The following is a 16,608-nucleotide window of genomic DNA, read 5'->3' on the forward strand; positions in this document are numbered from 1 at the left end:
TTCTATAAAATGTTGTTCTTAAACTATTCTATGTTTTCATAACAGATTGGTAACGTTCTGTTTTCAATAAGAAAACACCTTTGCTTGTAAATTTGTCATACACTAATATATTCAGCTATGGCATTGCGAGGTACGGTAATTAAGAATGCAACAAGATATGCTTCAAAATGGACTGAAACCATTCCTTCTGAAAGCATTAAGCAACAAGAAAAACAATTAAAAAAATTGTTGAATAAAGCGAAGTCAACCGAATTCGGTAAAAAATATGGCTTCTCTAAGGTTTTAAAGGCCGAAAACATTGAAAAGGCTTATCGTGATGCAGTACCCGTCTATGACTACAACCTCATGTTTAATCAATTTTGGCATAAAACGTTAAGCGGTGTTGCTGATGTTTCATGGCCTGGAAAAATTGAAAATTTCGCACTTACTTCTGGTACAACAGGATCGGCGAGTAAAAGAATTCCAGTGTCTAAGCAGATGATTCAGACCATTAAAAAGGTAAGTGTTAAACAAATATTAGGGCTTTCAAAATTGAATCTACCAGCCGATTTTTATGAGAAACAAATTTTGTTCTTAGGCGGAAGTACAACATTGGATCAAATCAATGATCAATTTGAGGGAGATTTGAGTGGTATTGTTACAGGGAAAGTACCAAATTGGATCGCCCCTTTTTCGAAACCAGAAAAAGAAATTAGAGCTTTACGCGATTGGGGACAAAAAATTGATGAAATAGTTAAAAAAGCGCCTGAATGGGATTTAGGGATAATTTGTGGTGTGCCTTCTTGGATGCAAATTTTAATTGAAAAAATTATTGATCACTATGGGTTAAAATCAATTCACCAAATGTGGCCTAATTTAAGAATCTATGTTCATGGTGGTGTCAACTTTGACCCTTATATGACAAAGTTCAATGAGTTATTTAATTCTCAAGTGGTTTATTTGGATACTTATTTATGTTCAGAAGGTTTTTTTGCGTTTCAACCCGTAGATTCTGATGGAATGTATTTATTAACGAAATCAAATGTTTATTTCGAATTTATTCCTTTTGACAAAGAACATTTTAACGCTGATGGGGAATTAATTAAAGATGAGAGTCTTACCTTGGCAGATGTTAAAAAAGATGTGGATTATGCTGTTCTTGTTTCAACCTGTGCAGGAGCTTGGCGATACTTAATCGGTGACACCATTAAGTTTACAAATACTGAAACTTATCGAATCAAGATTACCGGTCGTACGAAACACTATTTGAGTTTATGTGGTGAGCATCTTTCTGTTGATAATATGACTGATGCGCTCACCAAAGTAGCGTATAGAAATAAAGTAGAAGTAAGAGAATTTGCTGTTATTGGCTCTCAAACGAGGTCGGGTAATTTTAAGCATCAATGGTACTTAGGTTGTGATACACCTCCTTCTAAGGTAAAAGCTTTTAAAGATGAATTAGACTATGAACTTTCAATGTTGAATACCGATTATTTAATTGAGCGTAATTTTGCATTAGAAGAAATGGATTTGGAAATTGTGCCAACACGTGTTTTTTATGATTTTATGAAGATTAAAAACAAGTACGGTGCACAGCATAAGTTTCCAAGGGTTTTAAAAGGTAAAATGGCTACAGACTGGTGCAGTTACTTAGCTTATACGAAAGAAGTTGGAGAGAATAAAAAACGGGCTATAATTTGAAACATCTAAATACTTGCTTTAATTCTAAAAGTTTTGATGTTGGATATGATTATTTCGTATATTTGATTTGTAAACTTAATTTTTTAAAAATGAAAAAAGTATTGATGATTGCAATGCTTGCGTTAGTAGCAGTGGCTTGTAATAAAGATCAAAAAGCAGTAAAAAAGTTGGATGGAACTTGGGAACAAACTTCATTTAAGATTTTCTACGGTGGTGCGTCGTTCGAATTAGTGGGTACGGAAGGGTTTCCAACAACAACTTACACTTTTAATAAATGTAAATTAAAAGATGAAGAGTTTTGTGAAGGATCAATCACGAATTCATATGAAGGAACTTCAGTAACTGAAAACATCTTGTATCGTGTAACAGGCGATGGTACTAAACTTGAATATAAAGAAGATACTTCGTCGGAAACAATTACGCAAATAACCATTGATGAGTTAACTAAAGAGGAAGCTACTTTAGAAGTAGATACTGAGTTCGTAGTAGGAGAAGGTGAGGATGCTGAGGTGATTGAAATTGTTGCGACAGTGAAGTTAGAGAAAAAGTAAACAGACGTTTATATAAAATGAAAAGCCTGATTTTCGAATCAGGCTTTTTTGTATCTAAAAGTTTTTATAAATCTGTTTTAATTCTTTTAATCGTCTTTGTTTACCTGGGTTTCGAACGTTGTTTGCCGAATTGGTATAATAAACATGTGTTTGTTCCAGGTAGATTATTTGTTGACTAATTCTCTCCTTCTCAGTCAGTGGTGTTCCATAAAGAGCAAGTTCGTCAAATAGATTTTTTGCAGTCACATGATAATCGATACGACCAAGGTAATCTAGATCTGCATCACACATTATTTTTTCCAAAAGTGTTTTTGGTTTTGCACCATGTTGGGTCGCATAAATAATAGTTTCTATTTCGTTCATGTCTGCTTCACTATAACCAAACCTTGGTGCAACATGTCGAAATAAATCAACACCTAACTTTTCATTGTCCTCATATCTAAAAATAAAACCGGAATCATGAAATAACGCTGCTGTACGGACTAAAAATAATTCATGCGACGATAAATTCTCTAATTCTCCGTACTTTATAACTGCAGCCTCAACTCGTTCGGTATGTTCCCATGAATGATATAAAAGTTTTGGGTCAAGTTCGGCTTTTAACTTTGTCAAAATGTAGGTTCTCAAGCCTTCAAAATCTGCCGGGGGTAATTGTAAAGCTTTTCTCAAAGCTGCATTTGGTATTCGGCCTTCGTTATATAAAGAATACTCTTTTTTAATTTCATCTAAAAAATACATCTCAATTTCTCCGGCATTTTTAACGGAAATTTTACCACGTGCGGTACAATTAAAATAGTCGGAAATATGCTGATAATAAGTACTGGAAATATTGATTTTGTTGGCGTGTGAATTTTGCTCACAACGCGCGGCGATATTCACTGGATCACCCCACACATCAAAACTAAATTTATGCGTCCCAACAACACCCGCAACAATATCACCTGAATGAATCCCTATTCTAATTTCCCAATAATCCCTTCCTAATGCTTTCTCTGTTTCAATTTCTGTAATTACAAAATTTCGCATTTCAATTGCCGCTAATGCTGTTCTCAAGATCGGATTAGGTGATTTTTCAGTTACACCACCCACCGCCATATAAGCATCGCCAATCGTCTTTATTTTTTCAAGTTGATATTTTTGAATAATGGTGTCGAAACGTGAAAAATAGTCATCCAGTTTTTTAACCAATTCATCAGGTCGCATGTTTTTCGTTTTCTGCGTAAAATTCACGAAATCAGTAAATAGAATGGCTGTATTCGTTTTCTTTTTTGGGCTGGATTTACCGTAAATGCTATATTCTTCAATTATTTGAGTTGGCAAAATACTTTCTAATAAATGACTAACTCGTTGGTGCTTAAAATAGAGGCGACGAAACAATTGGACTTTTGACTTAACAATAGCAGGTTGAAAGGGCTTTTTTAAATAATCTGTTCCCGAATAAGGATGTTTAGGATCAATACCTTCTACTATTAAATCGTAATTCGATGACGTCACAATGATAGCAGCATCTTTTGTCTTTAACCCTTCTTTAACCTTTTTTAGAATAAATTCAGAAGAAAAGTCAAAATCCAAAGAGCAAATAACAAAGACAAATTCTTTTGTTTTTAATAGTTGACTGGCCTCATCAACGGAATTTGCAATAAAAATATTATGACCTGGATTTTCGATGTATGAAAGCAAAGCAGCTAATTGCTGCACATCATTTTCAACGATAAGAATATTAATAATTCGATCAAACATCTGAGAGCTGTTACCTAAAGGTAGTAAAAAAACGATTCACTCAGGAAGTTTTTAAGTGTGTTTTGACAACGAAAACCTAAAGATGTTTATGTATAGTAATTACTAATAGAGTGGGAATTAGTTATTGATTTTACTTATATATATATAGATAAATATGATTGAAATTTCATGGTTTTATCAATGCTCTGAAGTAATTTTGTAGAAATAATTTTAACCAAAAAAAGAAATTAATATGTCAGTAGTAGGAAAAAAATTCCCGAATATTACAGTAAACGCCATGAATGAAATGGGCGATACATTTGAATTAAATGTTTTAGAAGAAGCAGTAAAAAACAAGAAAAAAGTATTGTTATTCTGGTATCCGAAAGATTTTACATTTGTTTGTCCAACAGAATTGCACGCTTTTCAAGCAGCATTGCCAGAGTTCGAAAAAAGAAACACAATTGTAATTGGTGCTTCATGTGATACCGCTGAGGTACATTTTGCTTGGTTAAATACAGCAAAAGATCAAGGAGGAATTGAAGGTGTAACGTATCCATTAATTGCAGATACCAATAGAAATTTATCTTCTGCTTTGGATATCTTAGACGGAATTGAGCAATACGATCCTGAAACTGATGAATTTTCTATTGAAGGAGATCATGTTTCTTTCCGAGCGACTTACATCATTGATGAAGAGGGGACAGTATTTCATGAGAGTGTAAACCATATGCCATTAGGAAGAAATGTAAATGAGTATTTGAGATTAATTGACGCTTTAGCACACGTTCAAGAGCATGGTGAAGTTTGTCCTGCAAACTGGGAAGAAGGTAAAGATGCAATGAACGCTAACCGAGATGGTGTAGCTTCATATCTCGCTAATCACTAAAAATCAATAAGATGTTAAAAGAATTAGATCAAGATAATTTATCAGAATTAGTTGGCCAAAACGAACTGGTTCATGTGCAATTTTCTGCAGGATGGTGTGGAAATTGTCGAATCATGAAACCGAAATTTAAGAAGTTTGCAAGCGAAAAAGAATCGGCTCTTTTTGCATTAGTAGATGCGGAAAAATTTCCTGAGTCTCGAAAACTTGCAAAAGTAGATAACTTACCAACCTTTGCAACTTTCAAAAATGGAGAACTAGTTGACCAAATTCAAACCAATAAGGTTGATGTTTTAAAATCATTTTTAGATGAAACTTCCAATAATTAAAAAATTAACCAATTTCATTGAAGAGAAAGATGCGGATTTTGTTCATGAAACAATTGAAACACTTGAAATGCTCTCTGAAATTCCTTCGTTAAAAGATGAGGAATTAGATGTTATTGGCGAATTAATTTCAAACATGTACGGAGCAATTGAAGTACAAAAGCTAATCGATGAAGGTACACCTCAGAAGGACGCTTTAAATCAATTTATGCAACGTGTAATGGGAAGTATTGATAAATAATAGTCAGGATCTGATTCTAAACGAATTTTTAGGCGAACTACGGTTCGCCTTTTTTTTTTCATTGAAACTTTAGATTTCCCAAATTCCATCCTTTAAAACCCAGCCCGTGTTTCCGTTCACCTCAATTTCCACCCAGTTATCGTTAGAACGCTTAAGGGTTACTTTTGTGCCTTCAAAAATCTGGAAAGCGGTCGGAGCTGTTTCCGAAGGTGAGGGTTTAATGTCGACATAATCGGCAACGATAACTGCGTAATTTCTCTTAAGAATATAGGCTTTATGTTTAGCACCTAAAAATATTGTAAAACAAAATAATCCCATTAAGATTAAGGTAGACGAGAGGGCTATGTTTTTCCGTTTTTGAAGTCTGGTAGTTCGATATATATAGAAACTAACTGCCAATAATATACTTGCGACAATACTCAATATTGCCCAGAAATTTATTGAAAAATTATAAAAATTTATTGCTAACCAATTCCCAATACCAACAGAGGTTTGATCTAATTTTTCAATCGTTTTAGCGTTGGCCAACTCGAGATTTTTTAGGGCATTTTTATTTCCGGGATTGATTTTCAAAACCTTTTCGTAGGCCCAAATCGCTTCGCCAATTTCATCAAGTTTATAGTACGTATTTCCAAGGTTATAAAATAATGCAGCCGACTGTTTTTCAGCTCCTATAATTTTATTGTATTGTTTTAGCGCCTTTTCATAATCACCATTGGCATAGGCTTCATTACCTGCAACAAAACTGCTATCTTGTCCATGAGCAAGTGATAAAAATAAACCAAACACAAATAATAATCGGTATTTCATTTTAAATCAAATTATCAAGTTTGTGAATTAATTCTTCCGATGCCACAATCAGCGCCGCAATATTTTTTTGCTCTATCGGGGCAAATTGGCCAAACTCAATTGCGTTCCAGATTCTTGTAAATTCAGCAATGGTATCTTCTTCTACATTTCTTTTGTTGAGTTGATTATCAATTTCCTTCTTGGTTAAATCCGATAAATTGACATTGAATTTAAGTTTAAAATACTGGATGTATACTTGTTGTAACGATCTTAACGTCTCTTTAGTGGCTAATTGTTCGTTTGAATGTTGTTTTAAAGGTTTTAGCGCAATAATGGCTTGCTTCAATGCATTTTTTTGTTGGATTTTAATTCGGCCTTCCTCTGAAAGATGATTTTTCTTTCGCCATACAATCAAAAAGAGGAGGGATAGGGCTAAAGGAGTTAAAATACCTCCATAATACGTCCAAGTACCAAAGAGAAAGTCGTCCGCTTCAAAAAAAGGTTTTGTTTTTTCTTCGATGTACTGTATTTCGTTTGCTATGGCGTTTTCATTTGTTTTAGGAATGATAGGTGTCGTAACACCTTCACCACGATTAACCTTGAGCGAATAGCCGTCCATAATAATTGGTTGTAACCTGCCTCTCTTAAGATCAAAATAATAGAGGGTATCGGCTGGAATTTCAAATTTGCCTGTTCCGGTAGGAACGACAGTGAAAGAATAAGTGATTTTACCTTTCATACCAGCTCGCGTAGCAGAAATAGATTCTGAAATTTCAGGATCATAACTGTTAAAAGAAACCGGAAATTTTGGGTTTATCTTTACAAGCGATTGATCAATATTTCCCGTTCCTTCAATTGTTATTTTTAAGTCTACTGCTTCACCAATTTCAATTTCATCCCGATTGATTTCACTACGAATAGAGAAATCACCAACTAAGCCGTGAAAATTTTTACGATTAGAGCTATTTATTCCTTTAACTTTAATCTCTAAAGGATTGGAATAACTTTCCTTACGAAAACGATTAAAGAAATTTTGTTGAAACACTAGTGCAGCCCGGTAGGGTTCTAGTCTAACGGTTCCTTTTCGGTTGGCAAAACATAATTCCTCATATAATTTAATGGTAAAATAATTTACCCCATTGATTCGCTCTATTTCTGTTTGAAATTTAGTCTTGTTTGGATCTAAATTATGGCGTGTTATTCCTACACCGTCACCTAAATCAATACCCTCGAGAGTTTCAGGCCGAGCCCTTGAATAGTATTTAAGAGTTGCAATAAAAGGTTCTCCTTCGTATACTTCACTTTTGTTTGAGGTTAACCTCAAAAAATAGTCTTTGTTTTCAGATGGAGCCTGACCTTTACCTACTGCAATTGTAATTGGTTCGGAGGTTTTAGAGCCATCTTCACAACGCATCGTTACACCTTTTATAGTGTATTCGCCTTCTTTTTTAGCACGTAAAGTATAAACCCATTTAAACTCTTCTACTTTCGTGTATTTCCCGTTGATGTAGCTCGAGTAATTGGATTGATATGGATTAGGGCCATTTAATACCTCCAATCCACCAAAGTCGGGTTGAACAATTTCACAATCAAAATTATTCATAATCACTTCAAATTGGAAGGGTTCATAAGCAGCAACAGAAGATTTGCTTACAGCTGTTTCAACGGTGTATTGTCCCCAAATAAATGGACTAATTAACGTGCAAACTAATATGAATAATAGGTGTTTCATAATTACCAGTCTATCTCTTCGGATTTGCCAGTTCCGACAACTTTTTCTTTGTCTAACTCTTTCTGTACTTGTTTTTCTTTTCTACCAGCAGCTTCTAAAATTCTTCTGGCTTCTTCTTTTGTTATAGGTTGATTTTTAGGTTGACCATTTTGTTCCTGTTTTTCATCTCCCTTATCCTTATTATTCTGGTCATCTTTGTTGTCTCCTTCTCCTTGATCTGTTTCTTTCCCGTCTTCACCTGGGTCATTTTTATTTTCTTCTTTTTTGTTTTGATCTTGTTTATTTTGATCGTTTTGATCTTCTTTATTGTCTGAGTTTTTGTTCTTGTCGTCTTTATTATCTTGATTTTTTTGGTTTTCTTGATTTTGTTTATCCTGTTCTTGTTTTAATAATTGGGCGTAGGCTAAGTTATAGCGCGTTTCTTCATCTTTTGGATTCGCTCTCAAAGCATTTTTATAAGCCGCAATTGCATCATCTAATTTTTGATGTTTAAAATAAGCGTTACCCAAATTATGATAAGCCCATGATTGATCGATCGGTGCCGGTGCTATTTCAGCAATTTTTTCATACTGTTCAATCGCCTTTTCAAAATCTTCTAACCGAACATTGGCATTTCCTAAATTATAATTCGCTTTAAAGTTTAAAGGGGAATCTTCAACTGCTTTTTGATAATAATAGACGGCATCTTCAAATTCTCCATTTTCATAAAACACATTGCCTTTGTACCAGTTTTTTTTAAGTTCATTTTGTCCGAAAGAAAGTCCTGCACAATGACACATAATAAATATGACCAAAAGTTTTTTCATATTTTTTGAAGTTTATGAATTAGACCTGAGCGTTTTTCACTCACTAATATTTCTAAAATTAGACAGATCAAACCTAAAGCTAAAAACCATTGAAAATGATCTTTATAGTCCGTATAAAGTTTCGAATCCATTTCAGTTTTATCAATTCCTCTAACACTGGATAAAATTCCCCTTAGATCAACATATGCCCCTTGAGCGGCGGTATACACCCCACCACCAGCTTTAGCAATATCTAAAAGCATTTTTTCGTTCAACTTGGTCGTCACTGTATTGCCTTGTGAATCTTTTTTTAATCCAACCATACGACCATTTTTGTAATCTGGAAATGGCGTTCCTACAGGTTTACCCATTCCTACGGTATTTATTACTACTCCCTGCTCTTGCGCACTCTTAGCTTGACTGAGGGCATTGCCTTGATGGTCTTCTCCGTCTGAGATTATAATGATTGATTTATTCACGCCATTGTCAAAATCAAAAGATTTCATGGAAGTTTCAATAGCCATACCTACAGCTGTCCCTTGGTTGCTAATCATTTCAGGTTGAACAGTAGCAAGGAATAATTTTGCAGCACCATAATCTATTGTTAAGGGCAAATGGACAAAAGCATCACCTGCAAAAAGGACTAATCCAACCTTGTCACCGTGAAGCTCATTCAAGAGTTGTTCTATCGCCATTTTCGCTACACGTAATCGATCTCTTTTTGGATCTAAATCTAATGCTCGCATAGAATTTGAAATATCCAAAGCAATCATTATTTCAATTCCTTCTGATACAGCTTTTTGGCTGCCTTTTCCGTATTGTGGATTTGCTAAAGCCAAGATTAAAAAAGCGAGTGCATTCCTAAAGAAAAAGAACTTCCAAAAGGATTTCACGGAGGAAACGGGTAAGGTTAAATAGGGAAGAAGTCTTTGATCAGCAAGTTTCTTCATCACCTTATTTTTCCAACCTATTCGTAATAAATAGCCCAATATGTAGATCGGGATAATCAATAATAACCACAAAAATTCGCGGTGTTCTATACGAAAAGCCTCTACTTGTTCTATCAAGTAATAGTAAAGGCCAAAAAAGGTTAGCCAGAACAAAACCTCCCAAATTATTATGGAAAAGAGGATTGTTCTCACATTGTATCTATGTAAATGCTCTTCCATTTATGGTATACTTTTTAAAGCGGTATTTGCGATGATTTTGTGGAGCCCAATTAGAATTAATCCCCAAATCAATAAAGCGTAAAACTTTTCAGGTGGGTCTGTTTTAAATTCTAAAACCCTAACTTTTGATTTTTCAAGGACATCAATTTCCTCATAAATTTCTTTCAGTTCGTCTTGATTTTGCGCTCTAAAATATTTTGTTCCTGTAATCTCAGCTATATTTTCTAAAAGTGCTTCATCTATGTTTACTTCAATATTTTGCATTACCGTTCCAAAAACAGATTGAACTGGATATGGAGCTAGTCCTTCTTTGCCAATGCCAATAGTATAAACCCGAATGCCATATTCTTTAGCTATTTGAGCGGCTGTAATAGGGTCAACCTCACCAGAATTATTCACTCCATCTGTAAGTAGAATTATGACTTTACTTTTAGCATCACTATTTTGTAATCTGTTAATTGCAGTAACTAATCCAGTGCCAATAGCAGTCCCTTGTGCTACCATGCCTGTTTCCACTTCTTCCAAGGCGTGTTTTAATAAATTATGGTCCGTGGTTAAAGGTATTTTTGTATAGGCCTCTCCTTCGTACAACACCAAACCTATTCGGTCAGAAGGGCGTTCTTCTATAAAATCTGCCGCCACTTTTTTAGCAGATTCTAATCGGTTAGGTTTAAAGTCTTCAGCCAACATACTTCCCGAAACATCCATTGCTAAAACAATATCGATTCCTTCAATATTTTTTTTCTTGTACTCTTCAATATCTTTTTCATCATGAGGTCGAGCTAGAGCAAGAATAACAAATCCAATTCCGACTAAAAACAGTGTAAAGTTTAGATGTTTGAATAAAGCAATCCAATTAATACTTTCACTTTTAAAACCATCTAAACTGGATAAATTAATCCGTTGAAACTCTCCAGTAATTTTTTCTTTCTTCCAATTCCAAATAAATAGAATCGGTAATATTAAAAACAACCAAAAAAGTTCTTTATGAACAAAGGTGTATTCTAAAATCGGTATGTCAAATAAATCAATTTTCATTATTCGCAGTATCGTTTTCTTTCGTTCGATTTACAAAGTCAATTGATTTTTGTAAATAGGCGTAAGCATCCTCATCATTAGGGGCGAACTTGGCAAATTTCACCATGTCGGCTTCACGAAGAATTTTTCGTAAATAAACTTTATCTTCTTCAGTAATATTTGATTTTTTTAAGTCTTGAATAATTTCTCGTGTTGTTTGTTCCATCGCGTGAATTTCAAAGCGATTTTCTAAATAACTTCTGACAGTATCCGTGAGCTCAGAGTAATAATTTTTTTTATGTTCTGATTTCCATGCTTCTTCCTTTAACAATTTATCTAAAGTATTAAGGGCGATGATATGGGCCGGAATTATAACTTCCTCTTCTGTCAAAGGAGCTGTATCCTTGTTTTTCTGGATGTATCGATAAATAAAAAAGCCAAGAATTATAGCTAAAATAATCGCAATCCAATACCAGTTTTCTTTTAACCAATCTTTAGAACGTTCTGAAAAAGGGTAGTTGACACTGTAAATAGGTTTAATATCAAAAATTCCTTGACTTGTATCAACTTGCACTGTCTCAACGAGAATAATGGTTGAATCTGTTGAATAGGTAGAATCGTTAAGAGTTATTTCTTGAGGAGGAATAAGGTATTCGCCTTCTTCAAATACCGTCAGCATAAAATTCTGTTCGCGGCGGTAAGTCTTTTCTGTTGGATTTATTATTTTCTCTTGGTCAATCCATTTTTCAACAACTTCTATATCATTGCCAAGGTAATCATCAATTTGCGGCCAACCTAATACAGCATCTCCATTTGGGTTGGCATATTCAAATGACAAGTTCATGTGGATTTGTTCACCAATTTTTATGGAAGAACGATCCAAAGTCAATTTGGCAACCTGTCCAAATGCAATCACGTGCAAACAAATTGTTAATATGGAAATTAATGATTTCATCCGCGCTTTTTAAACAAATTCATTAATGGTTTGATATAACCTTCGTCCGTTAATATTTCTGCGTAATCTGTCTTTGATCGTCTAAATGTTTGCCTTAATTCTTTCATTCTATTCTCGGAAGTTGTTCGGTATTTTTCTCGTACCTTTTTAGAAGAAGTATTCACCCATTTTACACGACCGGTTTCGAGATCTTTAAACCGTGCGATACCAATATTAGGAATTTCTTGTTCCGCTTTATCCATGACATTTAAGGCAACGACATCATGTTTTCGGGATGCAATTTTCAAAGCATCAGAAAAGTTATTGTCCATAAAGTCACTTAGAACAAAAGCAATACTCTTTTTTTTAACAACCTGGGTAAAGTATTTTAAGGCTAAAGATAAGTCCGTTTCTACCCCTGATGGTTCAAAATTAATTAGCTCCCGGATAATTCTTAAAATGTGCGATTTTCCTTTTTTAGGAGGAATAAATTTTTCGATTTTATCTGAGAAAAGTATGAGTCCAATTTGATCGTTGTTCGATACTGCTGAGAATGCCAATACGGCGCACAACTCAGTTATAGTTTCTCTTTTGAGTTGATTTCGAGTGCCAAACATCCCAGAACCAGAAATGTCGACTATGAGCATAACTGTTAACTGTCTTTCTTCTTCAAATACTTTTACAAAAGGTTCATTAAATCGAGCCGTCACATTCCAATCAATAGTTCTAATTTCATCGCCCATTTCGTACTCTCTTACTTCGCTAAAAGCCATACCTCTTCCTTTAAAGGCAGAATGATATTCTCCAGAAAATATTTGATTGGATAGATGTTTTGTCTTAATCTCAATCTTGCGTACTTTTTTTATGAGTTCTTTTGTTTCCAGATGCTTAAAAATTAAATTCTATGCGAGAAAAAGTGTTCCTCGAAAAATTGAACGTATGAAATAGTTTGAGTGAAGGCTACGGCACTTCAACAAAATCCATTATTTTTTTAACGATATCGGCTTGAGTAATATCTTCAGCTTCTGCCTCGTAAGTCAACCCAATTCGATGACGCAACACATCAGGACAAACGGCTCTGACATCCTCTGGAATGACAAATCCTCGCTTATTTAAAAAAGCATAAGCTTTTGCTGCAAGCGCCATGTTGATTGATGCTCTAGGAGAAGCACCAAAGCCGATAAGATGCTTTAATCCATCTAAGCCGTATGCTTCAGGAGTTCTTGTAGCGTACACTAAATCAACAATGTATTTTTCAATTTTTTCGTCCAAATAAATCTCTTTGACCAATTCTTTTGCTTTACGAATTTGGTCAATCGTAACGACAGGTTTCGCTTTCGGAAATCCCTTGGATGAAATATTATGACGGATTATTTGTTGCTCCTCTTCCTTTGTAGGGTAATCGAGATACACCTTTAACATGAAACGATCTACTTGCGCTTCTGGAAGAGGGTAAGTCCCTTCTTGCTCAACGGGGTTTTGTGTGGCCATCACTAAAAACGGCTTTGGTAATTCGTAAGTAGTTTGACCAAGTGTAATGTGTCGTTCTTGCATGGCTTCAAGTAAGGCACTTTGCACTTTTGCAGGCGCACGGTTAATCTCATCCGCCAAAACAAAGTTAGCAAATACGGGTCCTTTTTTTACAGTAAACTCTTCATCTCGTTGACTGTAAATCATTGTTCCGACAATATCTGCTGGTAACAAGTCTGGGGTGAATTGCACTCGGTTAAAATTCCCACCAATAGCTTCGGAAAGCGTTTTTATTGCTAGAGTTTTTGCTAATCCTGGCACTCCTTCTAATAAAATGTGCCCATTGGCTAAAAGTCCAATCAGAAGGCGATCAATCATGTATTGCTGACCAATTATCACCTTACTTATTTCAGCATTCAATTGATCCAAAAATTGACTTTCTTGTTGAATTTTAGCATTTATTGCTTCAATTGATTGCGTTTCGTTTTTTGTTTCTAATTCGTCCATATATCACTTGTTCCTAAACTAGTTGTAAAGTTAATGAGACCGAAACCCCTATGAAGTCTAGGTGCTGTTAAAAAATGTTAAGGTTTATTAACAAGAGTAACATAGGCTTGATTGAAACGTGTCACATGGTTGCGACCTCTTTAACAATCGGCTAAACGCACATCTACAGCAAGCCCACCCTGTGAGGTTTCTTTGTAGTTAGAATGCATGTCTTTTGCTGTTTCCCACATGGTGTTTACCACTTTGTCTAATGGTACTTTAGCATCTAGGGGATTGGTGTCTAATGCGAGTTCTGCAGCATTTATTGCTTTAATTGCTCCCATCGAATTCCGCTCGATACATGGTACTTGAACCAAACCACCGATAGGGTCACAGGTTAACCCCAGGTGATGTTCCATTGCAATTTCTGCTGCGATCATAACTTGTGAAGGACTGCCTCCTAATAATTCCGTAAGAGCTCCAGCAGCCATAGCGGAAGAAACACCAATTTCGGCTTGACATCCTCCCATTGCAGCAGAAATGGTGGCACCTTTCTTGAAAATGCTTCCAATCTCTCCTGCAACCATTAAAAATTGTTTGATTTCTTGAAATCCAGCTTTATGATTTTCTATCACCAAATAATACATGAGTACTGCGGGGATTACACCAGCACTGCCGTTTGTTGGAGCTGTCACCACTCTTCCTAAGGAGGCATTGACTTCATTAACTCCTAAAGCAAAACAACTCACCCATTTTAAAATTTGTCTGAATTTAACTTCTGTATTCCTGATAGCCGAAATCCATTCCTGGGGATTCGTGTATTTCTCTTCACCAATTAAATTTTTGTGCGTGTCAAAAGCGCGCCTTTTCACATTTAATCCACCCGGTAAACGTCCTTCTGTATGGCAACCAATATACATGCACTCTAGCATGGTGCTCCAAACTCGCTCGAGTTCATTGTCAATTTCGTTTTCAGATCTCAGTACTTTTTCATTCTCTAAAACAATTTCGGAAATCATTTTACCGGTCTCATCACAATATTTTGCTAAATCAGTTGCCTTCTGAATAGGGTAGGGGTAATTTTTGTCATTTTGAATCTCTACAGCTTGTTGATCATTACGCTCTTGAACAATAAAACCGCCGCCTATGGAATAATAAATCTCATGAATCGATTTTCCGGTTTTTAAATTCGCGGTAAAACGCATACCATTGGAATGGAAAGGAAGATAATCGTTGTTAAATCGAATAGATTGATCCAGGTCAAAGCTAATTTCAAGTTCTCCATCTAAAAGCAATAATTTTTTCTCTTTTACAAAATCAATGGTTTTTGAAATGTCTTCAATGGGCATTCGTTCAGGATCCAATCCAAATAGACCGAGTATTACAGCGTAATCCGTAGCATGGCCTTTACCAGTTAGCGATAAAGAGCCGTATAAATCAATTTCCACTGTTTTTACGTGCTCAAAAATATTTTCATCCTTTAAGCTTTTTAGCCATGCCTCAGCTGCACGCCACGGACCAAGGGTGTGTGAGCTTGAAGGACCAACTCCAATTTTTAGCATGTCAAAAACACTGATGTATTCCATATTTTAAGGTCTAAATTTTGAGGCAAATTTAAATTTTATTTCACGCATTATAGTTATGTTTTCACACTTTATCATAAAGAATTTTTAGGTTGTTTAGAATTAAACGATTCTCACACTATTTGCTCATTAATTCATACCATTTGAATCATAATTATCTGACGATTCGTTTAAAGTCTTAATTTTGCTAAAAAAAATGTTGTGAAAAAAATTCTAATACTTATAGCCCCGTTGTTTTTATTCGCTTGTGATGATTCGACGGATCAAGAAATTTCGGATGTAGAAACGAATAATACTACGCCAATTGTCGTTGATTCTGCTGCTTTTTTCGATCAACAAGTGTCTGATTTTCCTAAAAATTCTGACTGGCGATATAAAAGGGCCATGTTTAAGCTTGCATCAGGAGATGTACAACAAGCAAAAAATGATTTAAAAAAAGCCATATTACTGGATTCGATGAATCATGAGGCGCGCTTGTTATATGGGAACATTTTTTTATCACTAACTAAATTAGATTCGAGTAAATTTCATTACGACTATATTTTAGAAAAGGACTCGGCAAATACAGGGGCTTTATTAGGGTTGAGTAAGTTAAATGCCTTGTTGAATAATTCACGTATGGCAGATTTGTATATCAGTGCTGCGTTAAGAATAGATCCACATCTTGCGGAAGCTTATTTTATGCGAGGAATAATTTTCCGATCAGATTATTATTTGACTAAAAGAGATAAGGACTGGGATGTAGCGCTATCTTCTTTTCAAACAGCGGTCGAACAAGATCCTAATTTTTATTCTGCTTATATCGAAATGGGAGTAATGTATGATGAGAAAAATTCGCCACTCGCGCTCGATGCGTATCGTTCAGCAATTGAAATCGAACCTGAAAGCGGTGAGGCTTGGTATAACTTAGGGATGTATCATCAGGTTAGAGATAGTCTTAATCTAGCTTTATCGGCATACCGAACGATTAACCAATTCGACAGTACTTGGGCTGACCCCTATTATAATCAAGGTTATATTCATTTACTTAAAACGAAAAATTATGACAGTGCGGTTGTTTATTTTAAGAAAGCAACCGAATTGGATCCAACTTATTTTCAGGCCTATAATAATCTTGGTTTAGCTTATGAAGAGTTAGGGGATTTAAATAGTGCGCGAAAATATTATGGCCGAGCAGTTGAAGCAAATCCGGATTTTCAATTGGCTAAGGATAATTTGAATCGTTTACGATAATTATGAT

The 16,608-nt window shown here is 35.1% G+C and carries 16 protein-coding genes; 6 read left to right on the forward strand and 10 right to left on the reverse strand.

Annotated elements, in window-relative coordinates; genetic code table 11:
* The first annotated feature begins 117 nt into the window (after positions 1–117).
* Both A8143_RS08205 and A8143_RS08210 read left to right on the forward strand, forming a co-directional pair.
* Positions 118–1,680: a GH3 family domain-containing protein gene (locus A8143_RS08205; protein ID WP_066758306.1), complete on the forward strand. Its 1,563-nt coding sequence runs from the start codon at positions 118–120 to the stop codon at positions 1,678–1,680.
* A gap of 89 nt (positions 1,681–1,769) precedes the next feature.
* The gene (locus A8143_RS08210; RefSeq protein ID WP_066758310.1) at positions 1,770–2,231 is read left to right on the forward strand and encodes a hypothetical protein; all 462 of its coding nucleotides are present in this window, start codon (positions 1,770–1,772) and stop codon (positions 2,229–2,231) included.
* 54 nt (positions 2,232–2,285) lie between these two features.
* Here A8143_RS08210 and A8143_RS08215 read toward each other — a convergent pair whose 3' ends face one another.
* Positions 2,286–3,971 (reverse strand): adenylate/guanylate cyclase domain-containing protein, encoded by a 1,686-nt coding sequence (locus A8143_RS08215; RefSeq protein ID WP_066758314.1) that lies wholly within the window; start codon positions 3,969–3,971, stop codon positions 2,286–2,288.
* Between the two features lie 232 nt (positions 3,972–4,203).
* Here A8143_RS08215 and A8143_RS08220 point away from each other — a divergent pair, with 232 nt between their 5' ends.
* From A8143_RS08220 to A8143_RS08230, 3 genes are read left to right on the forward strand one after another with little or no spacing between them, the layout of a single operon-like run.
* Positions 4,204–4,839 carry a peroxiredoxin gene (locus A8143_RS08220; protein WP_066758316.1) on the forward strand — a complete coding sequence of 212 codons (636 nt, stop codon included), beginning with the start codon at positions 4,204–4,206 and terminating at the stop codon, positions 4,837–4,839.
* Positions 4,840–4,850: 11 nt separating this feature from the next.
* The gene (locus A8143_RS08225; protein ID WP_066758318.1) at positions 4,851–5,165 is read left to right on the forward strand and encodes a thioredoxin family protein; all 315 of its coding nucleotides are present in this window, start codon (positions 4,851–4,853) and stop codon (positions 5,163–5,165) included.
* Positions 5,146–5,403 carry a DUF6952 family protein gene (locus A8143_RS08230; RefSeq protein ID WP_066758320.1) on the forward strand — a complete coding sequence of 86 codons (258 nt, stop codon included), beginning with the start codon at positions 5,146–5,148 and terminating at the stop codon, positions 5,401–5,403. Before A8143_RS08225 ends, A8143_RS08230 begins: the two co-directional genes overlap by 20 nt.
* A 69-nt stretch (positions 5,404–5,472) precedes the next feature.
* Here the strand turns inward: A8143_RS08230 and A8143_RS08235 are convergent, their stop codons facing one another.
* From A8143_RS08235 to A8143_RS08275, 9 genes are all read right to left on the reverse strand, one after another.
* Positions 5,473–6,213 (reverse strand): tetratricopeptide repeat protein, encoded by a 741-nt coding sequence (locus A8143_RS08235; RefSeq protein ID WP_066758322.1) that lies wholly within the window; start codon positions 6,211–6,213, stop codon positions 5,473–5,475.
* Position 6,214: 1 nt separating this feature from the next.
* Positions 6,215–7,924, reverse strand: a complete 1,710-nt coding sequence (locus tag A8143_RS08240) for a BatD family protein (protein ID WP_066758324.1) — start codon at positions 7,922–7,924, stop codon at positions 6,215–6,217.
* A gap of 2 nt (positions 7,925–7,926) precedes the next feature.
* Positions 7,927–8,730: a tetratricopeptide repeat protein gene (locus tag A8143_RS08245; RefSeq protein WP_066758326.1), complete on the reverse strand. Its 804-nt coding sequence runs from the start codon at positions 8,728–8,730 to the stop codon at positions 7,927–7,929.
* The gene (locus A8143_RS08250; RefSeq protein WP_175437517.1) at positions 8,727–9,659 is read right to left on the reverse strand and encodes a VWA domain-containing protein; all 933 of its coding nucleotides are present in this window, start codon (positions 9,657–9,659) and stop codon (positions 8,727–8,729) included. Before A8143_RS08250 ends, A8143_RS08245 begins: the two co-directional genes overlap by 4 nt.
* A 219-nt stretch (positions 9,660–9,878) precedes the next feature.
* Complete coding sequence (locus tag A8143_RS08255; RefSeq protein ID WP_066758328.1) at positions 9,879–10,916, reverse strand: vWA domain-containing protein; 1,038 nt, start codon at positions 10,914–10,916, stop codon at positions 9,879–9,881.
* Positions 10,906–11,850 carry a BatD family protein gene (locus tag A8143_RS08260; protein WP_066758329.1) on the reverse strand — a complete coding sequence of 315 codons (945 nt, stop codon included), beginning with the start codon at positions 11,848–11,850 and terminating at the stop codon, positions 10,906–10,908. The genes A8143_RS08255 and A8143_RS08260 overlap by 11 nt, the downstream gene beginning before the upstream one ends.
* Complete coding sequence (locus A8143_RS08265) at positions 11,847–12,713, reverse strand: DUF58 domain-containing protein (RefSeq protein ID WP_066758330.1); 867 nt, start codon at positions 12,711–12,713, stop codon at positions 11,847–11,849. The genes A8143_RS08260 and A8143_RS08265 overlap by 4 nt, the downstream gene beginning before the upstream one ends.
* A gap of 76 nt (positions 12,714–12,789) precedes the next feature.
* Complete coding sequence (locus A8143_RS08270; RefSeq protein ID WP_066758331.1) at positions 12,790–13,806, reverse strand: AAA family ATPase; 1,017 nt, start codon at positions 13,804–13,806, stop codon at positions 12,790–12,792.
* A 140-nt stretch (positions 13,807–13,946) separates the two neighbouring features.
* On the reverse strand, positions 13,947–15,371 hold the full coding sequence (locus tag A8143_RS08275; protein ID WP_066758332.1) for an L-serine ammonia-lyase: 1,425 nt from the start codon (positions 15,369–15,371) through the stop codon (positions 13,947–13,949).
* Positions 15,372–15,569: 198 nt separating this feature from the next.
* Here A8143_RS08275 and A8143_RS08280 point away from each other — a divergent pair, with 198 nt between their 5' ends.
* Positions 15,570–16,601 carry a tetratricopeptide repeat protein gene (locus A8143_RS08280; RefSeq protein WP_066758334.1) on the forward strand — a complete coding sequence of 344 codons (1,032 nt, stop codon included), beginning with the start codon at positions 15,570–15,572 and terminating at the stop codon, positions 16,599–16,601.
* Positions 16,602–16,608: the final 7 nt, after the last annotated feature.

It is taken from the genome of Crocinitomix algicola, assembly GCF_001661595.2.
GTDB classification, from domain to species: Bacteria; Bacteroidota; Bacteroidia; order Flavobacteriales_D; family Crocinitomicaceae; genus Crocinitomix; species Crocinitomix algicola.